The organism is Gillisia sp. JM1 (genome assembly GCF_000424645.1).
Classification (GTDB): domain Bacteria; phylum Bacteroidota; class Bacteroidia; order Flavobacteriales; family Flavobacteriaceae; genus Gillisia.
Genome location: NZ_KE384219.1, coordinates 650,330 through 671,106, shown reverse-complemented (window position 1 = coordinate 671,106; position 20,777 = coordinate 650,330). Strand labels below are relative to the sequence as shown.

At 35.3% G+C, this 20,777-nt stretch carries 18 protein-coding genes; 10 read left to right on the top strand and 8 right to left on the bottom strand.

Annotated features, from left to right (window positions below):
- Positions 1–110: 110 nt before the first annotated feature.
- From H033_RS0117415 to H033_RS0117405, 3 genes are read right to left on the bottom strand one after another with little or no spacing between them, the layout of a single operon-like run.
- Entirely contained in the window at positions 111–467 is a 357-nt protein-coding gene (locus H033_RS0117415; protein WP_026839440.1) for a carboxymuconolactone decarboxylase family protein, read from the bottom strand.
- A 4-nt stretch (positions 468–471) separates the two neighbouring features.
- Entirely contained in the window at positions 472–1,320 is an 849-nt protein-coding gene (tatC, locus tag H033_RS0117410; protein WP_026839439.1) for a twin-arginine translocase subunit TatC, read from the bottom strand.
- Entirely contained in the window at positions 1,320–2,285 is a 966-nt protein-coding gene (locus tag H033_RS0117405) for an SIS domain-containing protein (protein ID WP_026839438.1), read from the bottom strand. Before H033_RS0117405 ends, tatC begins: the two co-directional genes overlap by 1 nt.
- A gap of 83 nt (positions 2,286–2,368) precedes the next feature.
- Here H033_RS0117405 and H033_RS0117400 point away from each other — a divergent pair, with 83 nt between their 5' ends.
- Both H033_RS0117400 and H033_RS0117390 read left to right on the top strand, forming a co-directional pair.
- Positions 2,369–4,564, top strand: a complete 2,196-nt coding sequence (locus H033_RS0117400; protein ID WP_026839437.1) for an ATP-dependent DNA helicase RecQ — start codon at positions 2,369–2,371, stop codon at positions 4,562–4,564.
- A 407-nt stretch (positions 4,565–4,971) separates the two neighbouring features.
- A complete protein-coding gene (locus H033_RS0117390; protein ID WP_026839435.1) occupies positions 4,972–5,904 on the top strand; it encodes a peptidylprolyl isomerase in 933 nt (310 codons plus the stop codon).
- A gap of 223 nt (positions 5,905–6,127) precedes the next feature.
- Here the strand turns inward: H033_RS0117390 and H033_RS0117385 are convergent, their stop codons facing one another.
- Positions 6,128–6,775 (bottom strand): peroxiredoxin, encoded by a 648-nt coding sequence (locus tag H033_RS0117385; protein WP_026839434.1) that lies wholly within the window; start codon positions 6,773–6,775, stop codon positions 6,128–6,130.
- Between the two features lie 241 nt (positions 6,776–7,016).
- Positions 7,017–7,574 carry a thioredoxin family protein gene (locus H033_RS0117380; protein ID WP_026839433.1) on the bottom strand — a complete coding sequence of 186 codons (558 nt, stop codon included), beginning with the start codon at positions 7,572–7,574 and terminating at the stop codon, positions 7,017–7,019.
- A gap of 100 nt (positions 7,575–7,674) precedes the next feature.
- Between H033_RS0117380 and H033_RS0117375 the strand changes: the two genes are divergently transcribed.
- Positions 7,675–8,010: a tRNA-binding protein gene (locus H033_RS0117375; RefSeq protein ID WP_026839432.1), complete on the top strand. Its 336-nt coding sequence runs from the start codon at positions 7,675–7,677 to the stop codon at positions 8,008–8,010.
- Positions 8,011–8,702: 692 nt separating this feature from the next.
- Here H033_RS0117375 and H033_RS0117370 read toward each other — a convergent pair.
- The 3 genes from H033_RS0117370 to H033_RS0117360 all read right to left on the bottom strand — a co-directional run bounded on the left by H033_RS0117370 (position 8,703) and on the right by H033_RS0117360 (position 13,660).
- Positions 8,703–11,216: a M14 family zinc carboxypeptidase gene (locus H033_RS0117370; RefSeq protein WP_026839431.1), complete on the bottom strand. Its 2,514-nt coding sequence runs from the start codon at positions 11,214–11,216 to the stop codon at positions 8,703–8,705.
- A gap of 234 nt (positions 11,217–11,450) precedes the next feature.
- Complete coding sequence (locus tag H033_RS0117365) at positions 11,451–11,831, bottom strand: PUR family DNA/RNA-binding protein (RefSeq protein WP_026839430.1); 381 nt, start codon at positions 11,829–11,831, stop codon at positions 11,451–11,453.
- Positions 11,832–11,902: 71 nt separating this feature from the next.
- Positions 11,903–13,660 carry an ABC transporter ATP-binding protein gene (locus H033_RS0117360; protein WP_026839429.1) on the bottom strand — a complete coding sequence of 586 codons (1,758 nt, stop codon included), beginning with the start codon at positions 13,658–13,660 and terminating at the stop codon, positions 11,903–11,905.
- A 134-nt stretch (positions 13,661–13,794) separates the two neighbouring features.
- Between H033_RS0117360 and H033_RS0117355 the strand changes: the two genes are divergently transcribed.
- From H033_RS0117355 to H033_RS0117325, 7 genes are all read left to right on the top strand, one after another.
- A complete protein-coding gene (locus H033_RS0117355) occupies positions 13,795–14,895 on the top strand; it encodes a Glu/Leu/Phe/Val family dehydrogenase (RefSeq protein WP_026839428.1) in 1,101 nt (366 codons plus the stop codon).
- An 82-nt stretch (positions 14,896–14,977) separates the two neighbouring features.
- Entirely contained in the window at positions 14,978–15,922 is a 945-nt protein-coding gene (gene nusB / locus H033_RS0117350) for a transcription antitermination factor NusB (protein ID WP_026839427.1), read from the top strand.
- A gap of 46 nt (positions 15,923–15,968) precedes the next feature.
- The gene (locus H033_RS0117345; protein WP_026839426.1) at positions 15,969–16,430 is read left to right on the top strand and encodes a DUF1573 domain-containing protein; all 462 of its coding nucleotides are present in this window, start codon (positions 15,969–15,971) and stop codon (positions 16,428–16,430) included.
- A 21-nt stretch (positions 16,431–16,451) separates the two neighbouring features.
- Positions 16,452–16,760 (top strand): preprotein translocase subunit YajC, encoded by a 309-nt coding sequence (gene yajC, locus H033_RS0117340; protein ID WP_026839425.1) that lies wholly within the window; start codon positions 16,452–16,454, stop codon positions 16,758–16,760.
- A 627-nt stretch (positions 16,761–17,387) separates the two neighbouring features.
- Positions 17,388–17,864, top strand: a complete 477-nt coding sequence (locus H033_RS0117335) for a UpxY family transcription antiterminator (protein WP_026839424.1) — start codon at positions 17,388–17,390, stop codon at positions 17,862–17,864.
- A gap of 481 nt (positions 17,865–18,345) precedes the next feature.
- Positions 18,346–19,458, top strand: coding sequence for a GDP-mannose 4,6-dehydratase (gene gmd, locus H033_RS0117330; RefSeq protein ID WP_026839423.1), 1,113 nt, complete (start codon positions 18,346–18,348; stop codon positions 19,456–19,458).
- A gap of 133 nt (positions 19,459–19,591) precedes the next feature.
- Entirely contained in the window at positions 19,592–20,749 is a 1,158-nt protein-coding gene (locus H033_RS0117325; protein WP_026839422.1) for a GDP-L-fucose synthase family protein, read from the top strand.
- Positions 20,750–20,777 lie beyond the last annotated feature (28 nt).

Genomic DNA, 20,777 nt, shown 5'->3' with positions numbered 1-20,777 from the left:
TTCCGATAGCTACCGGGATGTATCGAATTTTTAATAGGTATTCTCTAAAAACACTTTGTGCACTTGCCCCTTGGATTCCTGATTAGGAGTAACGAAAAGCCGGATGAAGACTAAACTTTTTCTGTACTAGTTTCTAGTTCTTCCCAATATTCATATGCTCTTCTTAAATGCGGTATAACAATGGTACCTCCAACTAAAGTAGCAATACTTAGGGCTTCCATAACCTCTTCTTTGGATAAGCCGTGGTTATAAGAAGTTTCCAGATGGTATTTCACACAGTCATCACATCTTAATACTGTAGATGCAACTAAGCCTAATAACTCTTTGGTCTTAACATCTAATGCACCTGGAGCAAATGCATTGGTGTCCAGATTAAATATTCGCTTTATGATCTTATTATTGTCTCCTAAGAGCTTCCCGTTCATGCGCTCTCTATATGCATTGAACTCTTCAACGTTATTTGTCATTCTGTTATTTTCTAGATAATTTATTTTTATTCTCTTTTTCTTCTTTCTGAAGTCTTTTATATACGAACTGAGATATGAAAATACTTATTTCATATAGTATCAATACTGGTATGGCTACGATTATCTGACTTACAATGTCTGGCGGAGTTATAATTGCTGAAAGCACTAATACCCCGATCAAAGCATATTTCCTGTATTTTCTTAAAAAATCTGGGGTAAGTACTTCTACCTTAGTAAGAAAGAAAATCACGATAGGCAATTCAAATATTAAGCCACTTGCTATGACTGAAGCTCTCACAAGACTAATATAACTGTCTAAGTCAAATTCATTTAAAACAATTTCACTTACTTGATATTTTCCTAAAAAATTTATAGATAATGGCGTAATTACATAGTATCCAAAAAGGACTCCAATGAAAAACAAAAGGGAAGAAATAAATATAAATCCTCTCGCATTACTACGTTCGTTATCCTTCATTGCAGGAGCAACAAATTTCCAAAACTCATATAATATATAGGGAAAGGCAATTACAAATCCAGCGGTTATTGCTACCCAAATATGAGCTGAGAATTGACCACCCATTGTTCTGCTTTGAATTCCGAAAGGCATTACATTATTACAAAATCCTCCATCTACCCCAAAAAATGTTGTAATTCTACAAAGAATATCATAAGTCCAGAAATCGGCTTGACTAGGTCCAAAAAGTAAAACGTCAAATATAAAGCCTTTGGCTAAAAATGCTATTGTCGCAGCTATTAATATCGCTAATGTAGATCGTATTAAATGCCATCTTAAATCTTCTAAATGATCCAGAAAAGACATTTCTTCTTCTGGCTTGCTAACTTTTCCCATTATATAATTCCTTCTCGTATTAAGTTATGAATATGCACAATTCCGGCATATTTTCCATCTTCAACAGCAATAAGTTGAGAGATTTTATTTTTTTCTAGAATAGCTAAAGCTTCCACCGCCATCATATCCTGAGACACTGTTTTAGGGTTTTTACTCATAATATCTGCAGCCGTAAGATGTATAAACGCATCATTATTTCTCAGCATCCTACGAATATCCCCATCTGTAACGATTCCAATGACTTTATCTTTTTCTATCACAGCAACTACTCCAAGCATTTTTTCGGAGATCTCAATAATTACATCTCTTACATTGGTTAGTGGTGAAACTTGTGGTAATTGGTTTTGCGCTGTGATATCACTAACACGCAAATATAATTTTTTTCCCAAAGCACCACCTGGATGATATTTTGCAAAATCCTTACTTGAAAACCCTCTTAGATTTAGCAAACAAACAGCTAAAGCATCACCAAGAACCAATTGTGCCGTAGTACTTGTGGTTGGAGCTAAATTATTTGGACAAGCTTCCATCTCTACATACGCATTTAAAACAAAGTCAGATTGCAATCCTAAGAAAGAATCCTTATTTCCGGTAATGGCAATAAGTTTATTGTGAAAGTTTTTAATGAGTGGCACCAAAACTTTGATCTCTGGAGTATTTCCGCTTTTAGAGATGCATATTACCACATCGTCTTTCAGGATAGTTCCAAGGTCTCCATGAATAGCATCTGCTGCATGCATAAAAACAGACGGAGTGCCTGTGGAGTTGAGAGTTGCAACTATTTTGCTTGCAATAATGGCACTTTTTCCTATTCCTGTAATAATTACCCTGCCTTTTGAGTTATATATGCATTCAACCGCATCAGAAAAATCTTTGTCTATTAGATTTTCAAGGTTAGCAATCGCTTTTGCCTCAATGGAAATGGTGTCTTTGGCAACAAAAAGGATTTTTTCTTCTAGTTTCAAATTTGTATAATTATGAATTGTGAATCTTAAAGAAATATGTATCTTTATTAATGCAAATGTAAATAAAATTGTAACACGATTTAATGAGCTCTACTGAAATCGATTTACACCACCAACTTAAAAAGTACTTTGGATTTAGTCAATTCAAAGGTCTTCAAGAACAAGTGATTAAAAGTATAGTGAACAAACACAATACTTTTGTTATTATGCCTACTGGTGGTGGGAAGTCACTATGTTATCAACTCCCAGCTTTAATTGAAGAAGGAACTGCAATAGTGGTTTCGCCTTTAATCGCCTTAATGAAAAATCAAGTGGATGCTATCCGCGGGATTTCTTCTGAATATGGGATAGCACATGTGCTAAATTCATCTTTAAATAAGTCTGAGATCAAGCAGGTGAAAGAAGATATTACCAATGGTGTTACCAAACTGCTTTATGTAGCCCCAGAATCTCTGACAAAAGAGGAGAATGTGGAATTTTTAAGAGGAGTTAAAATTTCTTTTATGGCGGTAGATGAAGCTCATTGTATTAGTGAATGGGGTCACGATTTTAGACCAGAATATAGAAACCTAAGACATATTATAAAACGGATTGGAGATAATATCCCAATTATTGGACTTACAGCAACTGCTACCCCAAAAGTACAAGAGGATATCCTTAAGAATCTTGGAATAACAGACGCCAAGACTTTTAAAGCAAGTTTTAATCGTCCCAATTTGTATTATGAAATAAGACCAAAAACAAAAAATGTAGATTCAGATATTATTCGTTTTGTTAAGCAAAATGACGGAAAGTCTGGTATCATCTATTGTTTAAGTCGTAAGCGGGTTGAGGAATTGGCGCAAGCACTTCAGGTTAACGGCATTAAAGCAGTTCCTTACCACGCTGGTTTAGATCCTAAAACACGTATCAAACATCAGGACATGTTCATTATGGAAGACATAGATGTCGTGGTGGCAACTATTGCTTTTGGAATGGGGATAGACAAACCAGATGTTAGATTTGTGATTCACCATGATATCCCTAAGAGTTTAGAGAGCTATTATCAGGAAACTGGTCGTGCAGGAAGAGATGGGGGAGAAGGTCATTGTCTGGCATATTATGCCTATAAGGATATTGAGAAGTTGGAAAAGTTTATGAGCGGTAAACCTGTTGCTGAACAGGAAATTGGGCATGCATTGCTTCAGGAAGTGGTTGGTTATGCCGAAACTTCTATGTCTCGACGCAAATTCCTACTTCATTACTTTGGAGAACATTTCGATGAAAAAACAGGGGAAGGAGCTTCGATGGATGATAATGTCCAAAACCCTAAAAAGAAACACGAAGCTAAAGACGAGGTTATGCTTTTGCTGAAAACAGTTAAAGAAACCAAACAAATATATAAAGCTAAAGAAGTTGTAAATACACTGATAGGAAAAGCGAATGCTTTGATCGTATCTCACAAAACAGACGAGCATCCACTATTTGGAAAAGGTAAAAATAGGGAAGCTCTATATTGGACAGCTCTTACCCGTCAAGTACTGGTAGCTGGAATGCTAAGAAAAGATATAGAAACTTACGGAGTTGTAAGAATTACAGATAAGGGAAAAGCTTTTATTAAAGACCCAAGCTCCTTTATGATGACAGAGGATCATATTTATGACTTCTCTCAAAACGATTCAATTAGTCCTAAGGCTTTGAACATTGATGCAGACCTTCAATTAGTGAAAATTCTAAAAGATCTTCGTAAGAAAGTAGCTAAAGAACAGAACGTCCCACCTTTTGTGGTTTTTCAAGATGCTTCTATCCAGGATATGGCATTAAAATATCCAATATCTATAGAAGAATTAAGTAATATTCACGGGGTTGGAGAAGGAAAGGCCAAGAAATTCGGAAAAGAATTCGTTGAGATCATTAGTAATTATGTGGAGGAAAATGATATTATTAGACCAGATGATTTTGTAGTGAAATCTACAGGAGCTAACAGTGGTCTTAAACTCTATATAATCCAAAATGTAGATAGAAAATTGCCTTTAACGGACATCGCTTCTGCAAAAGGAATGGAGATGAATGAGTTTATTAAGGAAATGGAAGCTATTGTATATAGTGGAACGAAGCTTAATATTGATTATTGGTTGAATGATATTTTGGATGAAGAGCAACAAGAGGAAATCCATGATTATTTTTTAGAAGCCAAATCTGATAAAATAGAAGAAGCTATTGAAGAGTTTGATGGCGACTATGATGATGAGGAATTACGTCTTTACCGAATTAAATTCATCAGTGAAGTAGCTAATTAATTTTTTAGTTAGAGACTGGAGACTGGAGACTGGAGACTGGAAAATTTTGACTGGAGACTGGGAACTGGGAAACCTGGGAACTGAAAACTGGTAACCGAGACCCAAGAACTTTATACGGGAAACTGAAAACTAGGATTGGAAACTAGAGACTGGGAACTTAAAATTGAGAACTGAGAACTGTGAACTGGGAACAGGAACGGAGAACTTTATACGGGAAACTGAAAACTGGGAACTGAAAACTGAAAACCGAGAACTGGAACTCCAAACTCCAAACCCCAAAGCCCAAACCCCAAACCCCAAACCCCATACCTCACTCCTTCACGCATTATTTCTTAAAATCTCCCTAAGCTTATATAAGTTACTTTTTCAAATTACTATCTTTGCGACAATAATTAAAAATTAGCGTTATGCAAGATGGATTATATGCCAAGTTTCATACATCAAAAGGTGAGATATTGGTAAAATTGGAAAATGAAAAAACACCTGGAACTGTTGGGAACTTCGTAGGACTAGCAGAGGGTAATTTAGAAAATAAAGCGATCCCACAAGGTAAACCTTATTACAACGGATTGAAATTCCATAGAGTAATACCAGATTTTATGATCCAAGGGGGAGACCCAAAAGGGAATGGAACTGGTGGACCTGGTTACAACTTTGAAGATGAAATTCATCCAGAATTAACTCATGATGCTCCAGGAAAGCTTTCTATGGCGAATGCAGGACCTGGAACAAATGGGAGTCAGTTTTTTATTACACATATCGCAACTCCTTGGTTAGATGGGAAACATACCGTTTTTGGAAATGTTGTAGAAGGGCAAGATGTTGTAGATGCAATTGCTCAAGGAGATAAGCTTGATAAAGTTGAGATTATAAGACAAGGTGCTGAAGCTGAAAAATTTAATGGAGTAGAAGAATTTCGCTCTTTTAATGGTGCTAAAGCAGAAAGAGAAGCAGCTGCGAAAAAGAAGCAAGAAGAATTAATGGGAGATCTGTCTCAGGGATTTGAAGAAACTGCAAGCGGACTTAAATATAAAATTGAGCAAAAAGGTGATGGAGTTAAAGCTGAAAAAGGGAAGACCGTTTCAGTTCACTATAAAGGAATGTTGCCAGATGGTAGTGTTTTTGATTCTTCTTATACCCGCAATCAGCCAATAGATTTTAAATTGGGAAAAGGTCAAGTGATCCAAGGTTGGGATGAAGGAATTCAATTATTAAGTGTTGGAGACCAAGCGAGATTTGTAATCCCTTCTCATTTAGCTTATGGAGCGCGTGGAGCTGGCGGAGCAATTCCTCCTAATGCAACTTTGATCTTTGATTTAGAACTGGTAGCGGTTAAATAATTTTATCTGTATATCCGTAAAGTGTCATAAATTGATTAAGTACGTCATTCTGAACTTGTTTCAGAATCTTAGCACGCTAACAAGCAGCATAATAAATTGAGACCCTGAAATAAATTCAGGGTGAAGAAAGAACTATATGACTAAAAGCGGATCTACAATTAATTTTACCAATAATTTATAATAAAAACCTCCCATGTTTACTCAAACACAGGAGGTTTCTTTTTTAACTATTCTTAAGTTCTGGCTGAGGTGTAAGTCTCAAATAAGACTTTACTTCTTTGAATCCCTTAGGAAACATAGTTTTAGCGTCTTCATTAGAAACCGATGGACTAATAACTACATCATCGCCATGCTTCCAGTTTGCTGGAGTTGCAACCTTATTATAAGCTGTGAGTTGTAATGAATCTATTACTCTTAGTAATTCATCAAAATTTCTCCCGGTACTTGCAGGATAGGTTAATAAAAGCTTTATTTTCTTATCTGGTCCTATTATAAATACAGATCGTACGGTAAGAGTATCATCAGCATTAGGATGAATCATATCATATAAATCAGATACTTTTCGCTCTTCATCTGCTATGATAGGAAAATTAACGCTGGTATTTTGAGTTTCATTAATGTCTTTAATCCAGTTCATATGAGATTCAACTCCGTCCACACTAAGTGCGATCATTTTGACATTTCGCTTGTCAAACTCTGGCTTATATCTGGCAGCAGTACCAAGCTCCGTGGTACATACCGGCGTATAATCTGCAGGGTGTGAGAAAAGAATTCCCCAGCTATCTCCTAAATAATCATAAAGATTTAATTTTCCTTCTGAAGTTTCTGCATCAAAATTTGGTGCTTTATCTCCTAATTTTATTGTGCTCATAGAATTTCTATTTTTAATATATGAACTTTAAAGTTACGCAATAACATGGGGAGATGCTGTTAAGGTCTTATCAATTTAATCCCTCATCGAGGGTTAATTTCCGGTACAGAATCTATTTGGTTGCTTCTAATTTCAAAAGTATTTTCCTACCGGACCTTCGGAAAATACCTCGTGTGCATGCTCGTAGCATTCGTTCGGACTTGCCCCAAGGTTCTTGATTAAATTAAAAGTAAGATAAAATCTATTTCTTCCATTTAATATTACAGCCAATACTTGGCTTTTGTGGTGCAGGGACTTGATTATTACTTAATACGGCATCCAAGGCTTCCCGCAGATCTCTTCCGTTAGCCGGAATACCATTTCCTGGACGGGAATTGTCCAATTGCCCTCTATAGATCAATTTTAATTCTGAATTAAATAAATAAAAATCTGGAGTGCAAGCAGCATCATAAGCTTTAGCAACTTCCTGAGTGTGGTCATATAAATAAGGGAAAGGATAATGATATTTTATAGCAGCCTTCAACATAAGGTCTGGATGATCTTCTGGATAAGCTTCTACATTATTACTCATAATGGCAATAAAACTAAATCCCGTGACTCTATAATCGTTAGCCACTCTCACAATTTCATCGTTCACATGCTTTACAAAAGGACAGTGATTACTTAAGAACATGATCACGGTTCCTTTTTCTCCTTTGAGCTCAGATAAGTTATATCTGTTTGAAGTTACCGCATCGGGAAGGTTAAAATCTGGTGCTTTGGTATCTAAAGGAATCATCTTGGAGGGTGTTAAGGACATGGTTTAAATTTTAGGGTGCTAACAAATTTAATATCTTTATTCTAATTGCGATTTTGTTATGCTAGATTAGCACTTCAATTTAAGAATATACAAACGATATATGGAAATAAGCTGGGCCGATTTTGAGAAAGTAGAAATTAGGGTAGGGACAATTTTAAGTGTTCAGGATTTCCCGAAAGCAAATAGACCTGCTTATATTTTGGAAATTGATTTTGGAAATGAACTCGGCATCAAAAAATCATCTGCACAAATAACCAATCGGTATACCAAGGAAGATTTATTAGAGAAACAAATTGTGGCGGTTGTTAATTTTCCGAAGAAACAGATCGCTAATCTTATGAGTGAATGTTTGGTTTTAGGAGCTGTTGGAGTTAAAAACGATATTGTTCTTTTAAATCCAGATTTTCAAGTTGAAAATGGACTGAGAATAGGTTGATTAAAGCTTTACATTGGTGAAAACTCAATTATACTTATCCATACTGCTTTTCGACACCGTTTAAATAATTCGTGTATAATATTTATGTAGATCGGTTTTTCAACAAAAAAGGCAGCTGACCATCTCGTTACCCTGAGACCCGTGTTAACAAAATTTATCTGCTTAGGAAATTGACGTATGAAAGATGCTGAAACGAGTTCAGCATGACGGAAATTAAAACCAGTATCGTCACCCTGAACTGGTTTCAGGGTCTCATATTCGAAACAAATTTAAAAACACGTAAATTTTAACTTGGTTTTGGTTCTCGCAGACTTGCTGGAATGCTGAAACAATTCCAAAAGCTATCGGAACAGCATGACGGAAATTAAAACCAGTATCGTCACCCTGAACTGGTTTCAGGGTCTCATATTCCTAATAACTTAGAAAATAGGTCAATGGTAACTTTTATCAGGGTCTCGCAGACTTGCTGGAATGCTGAAACAATTCCAAAAGCTATCGGAACAGCATGACGGAAATTAAAACCAGTATCGTCACCCTGAACTGGTTTCAGGGTCTCATATTCCTAATAACTTAGAAAATAGGTCAATGGTAACTTTTATCAGGGTCTCCCAGACTTACTGGAATGCTGAAACAATTACGATTATAGGTACCGGAGTACTATGGTGAATCTTGAAATGAATTGGTAAATTAAATTACATTTCATCTCCAAAGAAAATAGCATTCATCAACAACTTGTTCGTTCCGTACCAAAAACCTCTAAAATTCGTATTGTCTGTAAATAGTATCACATTTCCTTTGCCCATTTCAACTTGTTTAAAAGGAACCGTGTTGGCTAATAGATCTAAATTTGGTTTGCTTATATAACCACTCAAAAGAGGTTTTTCAGTATATTTTAAAGGGTTATTAAAACTCGTGGAATCAGCTTTTATAAAAATAGTGGTATCTCTAAATAAAGCGATCTTATTATCTGAATATCCAAAATTTACCGGATGGGATCTGTCTTGAGTAGCTTCAAAAATAGCGCCTCCAATTCCTTGGGCTCCTCTAAAATCGTTGCGTTCCTCAAAACTTATATCTTTGGCTTTCACTTTATTTTCCAAAAATTCCAGTTTCATAAATTCGTTTGTATTAAACCACTTTGCAGCATTTTTATAACCTATCAAAGTACCTCCATCTTTTACCCAATCCTTGATCTTTTCAGTATCTTTTTTTTCTAAAGCAGTACCCCAAGAGTTTGGTAAAATAATATCGGTGTATTTGCTAAGATTTGTACTTCCAAAATCACGGGTATCCAATTTTGTGATATGCATGTCATACCGCTGATCGAACAAATGCCAGATCTCTCCAGCATCGTAAGGAGTGATCCCATCTCCAACTATAATAGCTACTTTTTGAGGTTCCAAAGATCTAAAGTAATTACTCCCCAAATTGATACCCTTTGTGAGGCCAGTATTAACTCCAGTTATAGATACGTTGGATTTTTCGGAAACCTCTTTTAGGAAATTGAAGATCTCTGTTGTATTCATTTTCTGATTCTGAACTGGAATAAGAATAGTTCCATAATCATAGTTCTTGCTATCTGCTTCAAAACTTTTCATCCCCACTTGTGCCCGAAGTCCTTTTTCTAAAATTAGATTAAGTGCTTTTGGAGAATAGTAATCATGCCATTCCATTAGGTAAGCATATTCACTTTTGATTAAAGTATTAATTGAAGGTTTTTGCAGACTGTCTATTTTCTCCCCGGCATATTTAAGCGGAACACTATTGTCAAAATTAAGATCGAATGCTAAAGGAAAGGACCATGCAGAAACATCGTAAAACAAACTATCTGTAAATGAGGTTCTTTTCTCGAACATTGCTTCAACTACTCTATGCTGACGTTGATTTTTAGGAACTATGTATCCAGAACCTTTCTTAAAATTCTTACCATTAAGCTCAAAATCTTCTTTAATCTCATAGATCTCCACTTGCTGACGTTTTAAAATTTCAGCTAAATGATAGGCCTTGTTTTTATCTTTTTCACTCCCAAAAACATAGGCATCTTTCCCCATGGTATTTCTGGAATTTTTATAGAACGATCGTTGATAATCTAAAATCTTACTTCTCATACTGCCAGCAGCTTCTAAAGTGGATAAAGCGGCAGTGAACTGATTTCTAATAGTAAATGGGAAAGTTAATAAACCGTTATCTGTTTCTTGTACATGACCTCTGGAACTCGCTTGTTCAAAAAGGATTCCGATACTTCCGTTGATATCTGGAAAAGTAGAGCCTTTTCCGTAGTAAAAATCGTCATAATCTTCTTCGGTATAATATAGAGACCCAATCTTATCTAGTGCTTTTGCATGATAGGTTCCTATCTCCTTGGTAAGATCTTGATTCATTTGAGGTGTAAGCGGATGGGTTCTTGAAGGAATTCCAGGCTGGAAGAAAAAAGAGGAATTAGAGCCCATTTCATGATGATCTGTAAGTATGTTGGGTTGCCATTTATGAAAAGTGGTAATTCTAGCTCTAGATTCTGGTAATTGCACTGGTAACCAATCCCGGTTCATGTCAAACCAATAATGGTTTGTTCTTCCTCCAGGCCAAACTTCACTAAATTCTCTGTCCTGAGGATCTGGATTTAAATTCTTGCTTTTATTGGTGTTTGCCCAATAAGCAAAACGTTGTAAACCGTCTGGATTTAAAGAGGGATCAAATAAGATCACCGTATTTTCTAGAAGCTTATCTATTTTTTCACCTTGTCCTGCAGCTAAATAATATGCAGCCAACAACGCAGCATTCGATCCACTAGGCTCGTTACCATGAATAGAAAATCCTTGATACACCACAATTGGCATCTCTTCGGTCTTTAAATTCTCACTATTAGCTTCGGTAAGACTTACATGATTCTTACGTATAGTTTCTAGGTTTTTCTGATTTGCTTCTGAAGTGATAAGCATTAATAATAACGGTCTCCCTTCAAAAGTAGTCCCTCTGTTTTCTATTGAAATTCTTGGGGATTCCGAAGCAAGAGTTCGCATATAGGCTACCAACAAATCGTGTGTTACATGCCATTCTCCAGGTATATATCCCAAAACTTCCTGCGGGGTAGTTATTTCTGGATTATAAGAGATGTCTTGAGGAAGATAGTAGGAGAGGTCTAGATTTTCTTGTGCACTTAAATTAAAAGAAAAAGCAAGGATAAGAACTAAATATAAATATTTCATAAATTTGAATTGTTTGATGCCCTAATATAAAAAAACCGCCTCGTTATCTTGAAGCGATTTCAATTTAATCCCTCATTGAAGGTTAATGTGTCGAGATCTGCCCAAATAATTCAGGTGGGCCTTGCTCAAATTTTTTAAATTTTTTTCTCCTCCCGAGCCATCAAAACACAGCTCGTAAACCTGCCCGTGCCTTTCGGGCGGGCTGGCCTGAGGTTCTTATTTTACACTTTAAGCTTAAATATCTTCAAAGCTAATATCTGTAAACTTGTCTGCAGAAGGTGTTGCATTTGTAGCTACTTCATCTTCCTGATATTCTTTTTTGAAATCTTTCTGATGCTTATCACTTATTACTTCTTGCCCTTTTTCTTCAACAATATAACTAGTCATCTCATTCAAGATTTCAGCAAAACCATCAAAATCTTCCTTATACAAGTAGATCTTGTGTTTTTTATAATGAAAAGATCCATCTGCATTGGTAAATTTTTTACTCTCGGTAATAGTAAGGTAGTAATCATCTGCTTTGGTAGCTCTTACATCAAAAAAGTATGTACGTCTTCCGGCTCTTAATACTTTAGAGAATATTTCATCTTTCTCCATCATTCCATTTTCATTCATAAAATAAATCTTAGTGGTTTTATTTAACTAGGTCAAAAATCTAAAAAAAATTAACATTTCACAACAAATTTTCACATTTCTTTTTCACTTAGCTGCTTTGCGTAAAGTTCTTTGTAATATCCATCCAGTTGAATTAATTTTTGATGGCTCCCTTCCTGTACCACAGCACCATCTTTAAGAATTATTATCCTGTCTGCATTTTTTACTGAAGAGATCCTATGACTCACAATAATTGTGGTCTTGCTTTCTGAAATTTTAAATAAATTCTGAAGTATTTCTTCTTCGGTCTCTGTATCTACTGCGGAAAGACTATCATCAAAAAGCAAGATCTGAGGATCATGAATAATAGCCCTAGCTATGGAAACACGTTGCTTTTGTCCTCCAGAAAGCGTTATTCCTCTTTCTCCAAGAACAGTGTCGTACCCTTTAGAAAAACCTTTGATATTCTTATGTACCGAAGCATTTTTTGCTGCTTCTATAACTTCTTCTTCAGTAGCGTTGGTATTTCCAAACATAATATTATTGCGAATAGAATCACTAAAAAGGAAAGCATCTTGCGGCACATAGCCAATACTATCTCTTAAATTGTAGAGATTATGATCCTGAATGTTTTCACCATCAATAAGAATAATTCCTTGATCCACATCATATAATCTACCAATAAGCTCTAGGATAGTAGATTTTCCTGAACCGGTCTTTCCTATAATCGCCAAGGTTTCCCCTCTACTTACTTTAAAAGAAATATTTTTAAGAGCAGTAATATTTGTGTCTTCATAAGTAAAAGTCACATTTTTGAACTCGATATTTCCTTGAATCTCAACAGATTTCTCCTGATGATTTTTTATTTGAGGCTCTTGCTTCAGGAATTCATTGATACGCTTTTGTGAAGCTTCTGCTTGCTGTACTATAGAAGTAACCCATCCCACTATGGCCACTGGCCAAGTAAGCATATTAACATATAATAGGAATTCAACAATGATCCCTATATTTTCAATTTCTCCACTTATCACCTGTTTACCTCCAATGTAGATCACCGTCGTATTACTTACACCAATAAGTAGAACCATCAACGGGAAAAAGAAAGCTTGTACTTTAACTAAATTTAGATTCTTTTCTTTGCTTCCATTGGAAAGCACTTCAAAGTTTTGATTGGTTAGTGGCTCTAATCCATAGGATTTTATAACCGAGATCCCACTAAAGGTTTCTTGGGTAAAAGTGTTCAATTTAGATAGATATTGCTGGACTATCGTACTTCTATTATGAATAGCTACACTTAGTTTGTAAATAGCAAAAGAAAGAAAGGGAAGCGGGGCTAAGGTGTAAAGCGTTAATAAAGGCGCGGTATTAACCATATACCAAATCACGACCACAAATAGTGTAAGGGTAGTAATACTGTACATTATAGCAGGTCCAAGGTACATTCTTACTTTGGAGACATCTTCACTTATTCTATTCATTAAATCTCCTGTACGGTTCTTTTTATAAAAGTTTAAGGATAGGCGTTGGTATTGCTGATAGATCTCATTTTTTAGATCGTATTCCATTTTTCTGGAAGCAACAATAAAGGTCTGGCGCATTATAAAAGTTAAAGCAGCCGCTACCAAATTGGCTCCAATAATGAGAAGAATGTTATAAAATAATTGTTCTCTTAATACTTCGGGATTTGTGATCTCTCCTTTAATATAGCTTTCTATAGCCGTTGTGGAATTTCCAATAAATTGAATGGGATATAAAGTAAATATTCTTGCAGCTATAGTTATTAATAGCCCAAGCAACATATGCCATTTGTATTTGAGGAAATATTTGTTGAGGTGTCTTAATTCTTTCATGTAGTGATGTAGCCTGTATTTCTTACAGTATTCGCATTTTAACAATCGAATTGACTGTGAAAATTAAAATATTGGTTAATTTTGCACATTGATTTTCAGAAATCTGAAAAATCTGAACTTAAATTTAAAATTTTATGCAAGTTGACGTTTTAGCTGCAGATGACCTTAAAAAAACTGCACCTGTTTTTGGGCAATTGTCTTTTGATAATCATGAACAAGTGGTTTTTTGTAATGACAAAGATACGGGTTTAAAGGCAATAATTGGAATTCATAATACTGTTTTAGGACCTGCTTTAGGTGGAACCAGAATGTGGAATTACAATAGCGAATGGGACGCCTTGAATGACGCACTGAGACTGTCTAGAGGGATGACCTTTAAAAGTGCTATCACAGGATTAAATCTAGGTGGAGGTAAAGCAGTTATTATTGGCGATGCCAAAACTCAAAAGACACCAGAATTAATGAGAAAATTCGGTGAGTTTGTACATTCTTTAAGCGGTAAATATATCACTGCGGAAGATGTAGGAATGGATACTGAAGATATGGACATAGTTCGAGAAGTTACACCTTACGTAACCGGAATATCTGAGTCTAAAGGTGGTGCAGGAAATCCTTCTCCTATTACTGCCTATGGTGTTTTTATGGGAATGAAAGCTGCTGCAAAACACAAATTCGGGTCAGATGATCTTGATGGAAGAAAAATACTGGTTCAGGGAATTGGTCATGTTGGAGAAGCTTTAGTAGAACACTTAACCAATGAAGGAGCAATTGTATTTATTAGCGATATTAACCCTGCCAGATTGGAAGAGGTTAGTGCTAAATACGGTGTGACTATTTATACAGAAGATCCTTATGATGCCGAGGTAGATATTTACGCTCCATGTGCTTTGGGTGCAACTATTAATAATGAGACCATTCATAGAATCAAGGCTAAAGTAATAGCCGGTGCTGCAAACAATCAATTGCAAGATGAAAATGCTCACGGATTATTATTACAGGAAAGAGGCATCGTGTATGCTCCAGATTTCTTGATAAATGCAGGAGGGATCATAAATGTTTATGCAGAATTAGAAGGTTACGGAAAACAAGAGATCATCCGTAAGACTGAAAACATTTATAATACAACCTTAGAAATACTTAAAACTGCCCAAGCTCAATCAATAACTACCCACCATGCTGCTCTAAAAATCGCGCAACAGCGAATTGATGACAGAAAAAGGGAAAATTTGAACTAAGTAGTTTGAAATAAATACTATTTTTGCAAGGCGAAAGAGAATTCTTTTCGCCTTGCTAATTTTATAACGTTCTTTTACAGCCATGTTAACCAGAAGACACATTCGAGTTAAGGTAATGCAATCACTATATGCATTCCATCAAAGTGAAAATAAAAACTTCAGTACAGAGGAGAAGTTCCTTCAAAAAAGTATGTTGGAGATGTACGATCTGTTTTTAGTGATGCTCAAATTAATCACTGAAATTAAAACCTATTCAGAAAATTATCTGGAAAAATCCTCAAAGAAGTTTCTTCCTACCCAAGAAGAAATGGATCCTAATAAAAAATTCGTAGACAACAGAGTTGTTAAAATTCTGGAAAGCAATCAGTATTTACAAGATGCCTGGGAGGAACGCGGTATCACCCATTGGAAAAGAGACAGCGAGTATGTCGCTATTTTGTGGGAAGAAATTCGTAATAGTAAGGCTTTCGAGGATTATATGACTACTCGTGAATCTACTTTCAAAGAAGATAAAGATTTTATAATTCTTTTGCTGAGAGAATTTATTGCTCCAAACGATAAACTATACGATTATATAGAGGATACTAAATTAACCTGGGTAGATGATCTTCCTTTAGTAAATACGGCTATCCTGAAGTATTTGAATAAATTAAAGGAGAATACTCCAGACGATGCAAAAATCCCGAAATTGTTTAAGAGTCCAGACGATGAAGAATTTGCTGCGAATTTGTTCAGGAAATCATTAGCAAATGATGATGATCTGGCAAAGGAAATGGTGGATAAAACCCCCAACTGGGATAAGGAACGAATTGCAGAAATAGATACTATCCTTATTAAAATGGGAATTTGTGAAATGCTTCATTTTTCTTCTATACCAGTAAAAGTTAGTATTAATGAATACTTGGAAGTAGCTAAAGAATATAGTACCCCGAAGAGTAGTATTTTTATTAATGGAATTTTAGATAAATTATCTAAAGAATACCAGGAGCAAAACCGTTTAAATAAAATGGGAAGAGGTCTCATGTAGTCAGGAAAATTTATTATTTTTAACTTTTAATTTAAATTAATATATTATGAAAAAAGGAATTTTAATGATAGCAGCTGTTGGTGCGTTATTCTTTACTTCCTGTAAAGATGATGCTTCAAGTAAAGTAAAAGCAGAAAATGTTGAAACGGCGGCAGAGCGTGATGCTCAAGTTGCTGCTTTTGCAGAACTTACTTTTGAAGAAGAAGAATTTGACTTTGGGAACATTGCAAAAGGGGCTCCTCAAGAGCACGTGTTTAAATTCACCAATACGGGAGATGGACCATTGGTAATAACCAATGCGACAAGTACATGTGGATGTACCGTGCCAACTTATCCAAAAAATGAAACTATTGCTCCTGGAGAATCTGGAGAAATGTTAGTGAAATTTAACGGAGCTGGACAAGGTCAAGTAACCAAAACTGTTACCGTAACTGCAAATACAGAAAACGGAACAGAACAAATAAGAATCAAAGCTTTTGTTGAAGGTGGTGAAGAAACTGCTGGATAAACAAAATTTTTAAAAAAATTTATGGAACAATTAACCCAATTTGCACCAATAATATTAATGTTTGTGGTTGTGTATTTTTTTATGATACGCCCACAAATGAAACGCGCTAAACAAGAAAAATCTTTTGCTGCCGAGCTTAAAAAAGGTGATAGAGTAATCACTAAAAGTGGAATGCATGGTAAAATACTTGACTTCAGCGATAAAAATAATTCAGTTATAATTGAAACTGGTGCTGGGAAAATAACTTTTGACCGCTCATCTATTTCTATGGAGTTGAGCAAAAAAATGAATGAACCAGTTGCAGAAAAAAAGGTTCTAGAAAAGAAATAAATATTTAGGATTCTTCCTGATATTTAAAAAACCCTGTTGATGTTTCAACAGGGTTTTTTTTGTTAATCCAATTCAATTTTTAAATGTCTTTGGCATTTTCTTTACAGTGGTTGGTATTGAGTGATGAAACTTTAGCATTGCAGAATCATCAAATGCGTTTGTTAAATTATTATAATAGACATTATGTATCCCCATAATTGTTCGAAATATCTTTTTCTCGAAAGGTGTTATGTAAACCCCCTACAGCTTCGACGATTTTTTATTTAATAAGATTTTCTCATAAACAATTGTATAAGTTGTATAAGGATCCTCATAAGTATAATTGGAACTCAATACTTGATCGTGAACTATTAGTCAGAACCATAACTTTAAGTTCAAATTAGTAAATTCAAACAGGTGGAATATATAATCTCACGGTGACGCGGCATACATATAGGTTTGATCTGAGCTTCCGAAATTCATTGCAAATTTCTTTAAGAATATTAAAATTGAGATCAAGTATGGAGATAGAAGGAACAAAAAAATTAGACAGAAGTTATCACTTACTAATTTTTTAATGTTATGAAATTGTTATTCTTGCCCTCACTCTATATAATTTTATTAAATTTCATTTTCAATATAAACGATATGGCTTGGTATGTTCTGTATGTTAAATCCAATTATGAAATAAAGGCGGCAACTACTTTAGAAAAAATGGGAATAGAAGTTTACTGTCCTGTAATAAAAGAAGTGAGGCAATGGAGTGATAGAAAAAAGATAGTAAGCAAACCGCTGTTTAGTTCATACCTGTTTATCAAAATTCAGGAATCTAACAGGGATATGGTATTTGAGGTAACCGGGATTGTGAGATATGTCTATTGGCTTGGAAAACCGGCAATGGCCCAAGACTTAGAAATTGATACGATAAAGGAATGGTTAGAAAGCGGAAGCACTGAAAAAATCATTGCAGAAGGGTTGCACCCAGGCGACAGGATAAAACTAAAGTCTGGAGTTTTTAAAGACAAGGAAGCTAAAATAATTGATGTTGGTAAAAATACATTGCGACTTATTTTAGTTGATATTGGTTTCACAGTTACAGTAAAATTGAAGGAAATTCAATCTTAGAGTTATTTATGCATGAAATTATGTACGAAAATTCTTTCAAAAATATTTCTTTTACATAAAAAAGTAACTTTTAAATTTTTGAAACTTCAAGCATATCTCAGGTTTTCAATTCTTCGAGTAAGTCCTAACGAGAAATTGGGGGTTTTGGCGAAAAATTTCTTAGAACACAAGTTTTCGTGGTAAGTTTACATGGTAAAAATCAACCCCTCGAATATGATCGTATTTTTTTCCCTGCATTTTTTTTGACCTTTTATTGTTTTCGGTGGTTATAAATTGTGAATATTTTTTTTGCAAATAGCTTTTCCGGATACTTCAAATCAGCATAGGAACCCCCCCCCTTTTCCTCAAATTCCCAATTTGTAGCTGGTTTCGAGGTTTGTATATTATAATCCCCATTTTTTTAAAATTATTAATATGGATCCTATCAGATATGGGACTCAAAGGGCGGAGCCGTTTCTGCCAATAAAAAATATTGATGGATATGAAAAAAGCACTCATTACAGGTGTTACTGGTCAGGATGGAGCTTACCTTAGCGAATTTCTATTGCAAAAAGGCTATATTGTCCATGGGATTAAAAGAAGATCATCTCAATTTAACACACAGAGAATAGACCACCTTTACCAAGACCCACATGAAAGCAACAGAAATTTTGTTCTCCACTATGGAGACCTCACCGATAGCTCTAATATAATAAGCTTAATTCAGGCTATTCAACCAGATGAGATTTATAATCTCGCAGCAATGAGCCACGTTCAGGTTTCATTTGAGATTCCTGAGTACACCGGTAATATAGATGGATTAGGTACCTTACGTATCCTTGAAGCTGTGCGTTTACTGGGTTTGGAAAAGAAAACCAGGATTTATCAAGCGTCTACTTCAGAACTCTATGGCAAAGTCCAAGAGGTTCCACAAACAGAAACCACTCCTTTTTATCCAAGAAGTCCTTACGCAGTAGCTAAACTATATGCTTACTGGATGACTGTGAATTATAGGGAAGCATATAATATGTTTGCATGCAACGGAATTCTTTTTAATCACGAGTCCCCTATACGTGGTGAGACTTTTGTTACAAGAAAAATTACTAGAGCTGCTGCCAGGATAGCTTTGGGTTTGCAAGATAAACTGTACTTAGGGAATCTGGATGCTAGAAGGGATTGGGGCCATGCTAAAGATTATGTAAGAATGATGTGGATGATTTTGCAGGCAGAAGAACCTGAGGATTGGGTAATTGCTACAGGGAAAACCACTACTGTAAGAGATTTTGTGAAAATGGCCTTTGCAGAAGCGGGAATAAAAATTAAGTTCAATGGAGTTGGGATTGAAGAGGTTGGAATAGTGGAAAACTGTAGTATTCCCGAGTATCAACTTGCGGAAGGAAAAGTAGTGCTTGCTATAGATCCAAAATACTATAGACCAACTGAAGTAGATCTTCTGGTAGGCAGTGCTAAAAAAGCAAATAAAAAACTTGGATGGATTCCTGAATATGATCTCAATGATTTAATTCGGGAAATGATGGAAAGTGATTTAATGTTGATGCAAAAGGAGCAATATTTAAAAAATGTAGGTTATAAAGTTTTAAATTATTTTGAATAAAACGGTTTCTATCTGTACCTCAAAATAGGCTTTATACTTTTAACCGTTATACTTTTTCTATTTGATTTTAAATTTTTGTTATCCCTACATAAAGCAATCCAGAAAAATTCCCCCTCAAAAAATAATGAGTGAAATGAACAGAAATTCGAGAATATATATAGCCGGCCATCAGGGAATGGTGGGGAGTGCTATCCTCAACAATCTTACGGACAAGAAATACGAAAATATAATTTTGCGAACTCATCGTGAGCTGGATCTCATCGATAGTTATGCAGTAAAACAATTTTTCGAAGCTGAAAAACCTGAATATGTTATTCTTGCCGCAGCAAAGGTTGGAGGCATCGTAGCTAATAATATATACAGAGCCGATTTCATGTATGAAAACTTGATGATCCAAACAAATGTGATTCATCAAGCTTTCCTGCAAGGCGTTAAAAAGCTCTTATTTTTAGGTAGTACATGCATTTATCCCAGAGACAGTCTTCAGCCAATCAAAGAAGAATATCTTTTAACTGACATACTGGAATATACAAATGAGCCTTATGCTTTGGCAAAAATAGCAGGGGTCAAAATGTGTGAAAGCTATAATTTACAGTACGGAACTAATTTTATTTCTGTAATGCCTACAAATTTATATGGTCCAAGGGACAATTTTAATTTGGAAACTTCACATGTACTACCGGCACTAATCAGGAAGATTCACTTAGGCAAAGCTTTGGAAGAAAATGATTGGATCACTATTGCCGATGATTTTAACAGACGACCGATAGAAGGAATGGATGGCAGCCAGGGTAAAAAACAAATGCTTGGAATTCTTAGCAAGTATGGGATAAAACCTATCTCCAATCCAATGAACTCAGAACTACAGGATGAGGAGGAATTCACTAATGTGTCTGTAGAAATATGGGGAAGTGGAAAGCAAATTAGAGAATTTTTATGGAGCGATGATATGGCCGAAGCTTGTGTTTTTATGATGGAAAATATTGATTTTGTTGATATAATTCCGAAGGATCAACCTAAAAACGAGGTGAGAAATACTCAAATAAATATAGGTACAGGTAAAGAAATAACAATAGCCCATCTGGCTGAGATAATAAAAACCATCATTAAATTTCAAGGGGAACTGGTTTATAATACGAGTAAACCAGAAGGCACCTTACGAAAACTCACCAATGTTTCAAAGCTCCGTTCATTGGGTTGGCGATACTCTGTAGAATTAGATGAAGGGATTAACAGATTGTACAGGTGGTATAAATCCAGTATAAATCATCCTATACCAGCAGGAAAATGATGGCATTCTTTCACCGAATGAGCTTTTT

Bases quoted from the DNA above. Each gene is read 5' to 3' on its own strand.
- yajC (WP_026839425.1), top strand. From the start codon at position 16,452: ATGGAACAATTAACCCAATTTGCACCAATAATATTAATGTTTGTGGTT.
- H033_RS0117370 (WP_026839431.1), bottom strand. From the start codon at position 11,216: ATGAAATATTTATATTTAGTTCTTATCCTTGCTTTTTCTTTTAATTTA.
- H033_RS0117385 (WP_026839434.1), bottom strand. From the start codon at position 6,775: ATGAGCACAATAAAATTAGGAGATAAAGCACCAAATTTTGATGCAGAA.
- gmd (WP_026839423.1), top strand. From the start codon at position 18,346: ATGAAAAAAGCACTCATTACAGGTGTTACTGGTCAGGATGGAGCTTAC.
- H033_RS0117400 (WP_026839437.1), top strand. From the start codon at position 2,369: ATGAGCTCTACTGAAATCGATTTACACCACCAACTTAAAAAGTACTTT.
- tatC (WP_026839439.1), bottom strand. From the start codon at position 1,320: ATGGGAAAAGTTAGCAAGCCAGAAGAAGAAATGTCTTTTCTGGATCAT.
- H033_RS0117335 (WP_026839424.1), top strand. From the start codon at position 17,388: ATGGCTTGGTATGTTCTGTATGTTAAATCCAATTATGAAATAAAGGCG.
- H033_RS0117415 (WP_026839440.1), bottom strand. From the start codon at position 467: ATGACAAATAACGTTGAAGAGTTCAATGCATATAGAGAGCGCATGAAC.
- H033_RS0117390 (WP_026839435.1), top strand. From the start codon at position 4,972: ATGCAAGATGGATTATATGCCAAGTTTCATACATCAAAAGGTGAGATA.
- H033_RS0117360 (WP_026839429.1), bottom strand. From the start codon at position 13,660: ATGAAAGAATTAAGACACCTCAACAAATATTTCCTCAAATACAAATGG.
- H033_RS0117355 (WP_026839428.1), top strand. From the start codon at position 13,795: ATGCAAGTTGACGTTTTAGCTGCAGATGACCTTAAAAAAACTGCACCT.
- nusB (WP_026839427.1), top strand. From the start codon at position 14,978: ATGTTAACCAGAAGACACATTCGAGTTAAGGTAATGCAATCACTATAT.
- H033_RS0117380 (WP_026839433.1), bottom strand. From the start codon at position 7,574: ATGTCCTTAACACCCTCCAAGATGATTCCTTTAGATACCAAAGCACCA.
- H033_RS0117325 (WP_026839422.1), top strand. From the start codon at position 19,592: ATGAACAGAAATTCGAGAATATATATAGCCGGCCATCAGGGAATGGTG.
- H033_RS0117345 (WP_026839426.1), top strand. From the start codon at position 15,969: ATGAAAAAAGGAATTTTAATGATAGCAGCTGTTGGTGCGTTATTCTTT.
- H033_RS0117375 (WP_026839432.1), top strand. From the start codon at position 7,675: ATGGAAATAAGCTGGGCCGATTTTGAGAAAGTAGAAATTAGGGTAGGG.
- H033_RS0117365 (WP_026839430.1), bottom strand. From the start codon at position 11,831: ATGAATGAAAATGGAATGATGGAGAAAGATGAAATATTCTCTAAAGTA.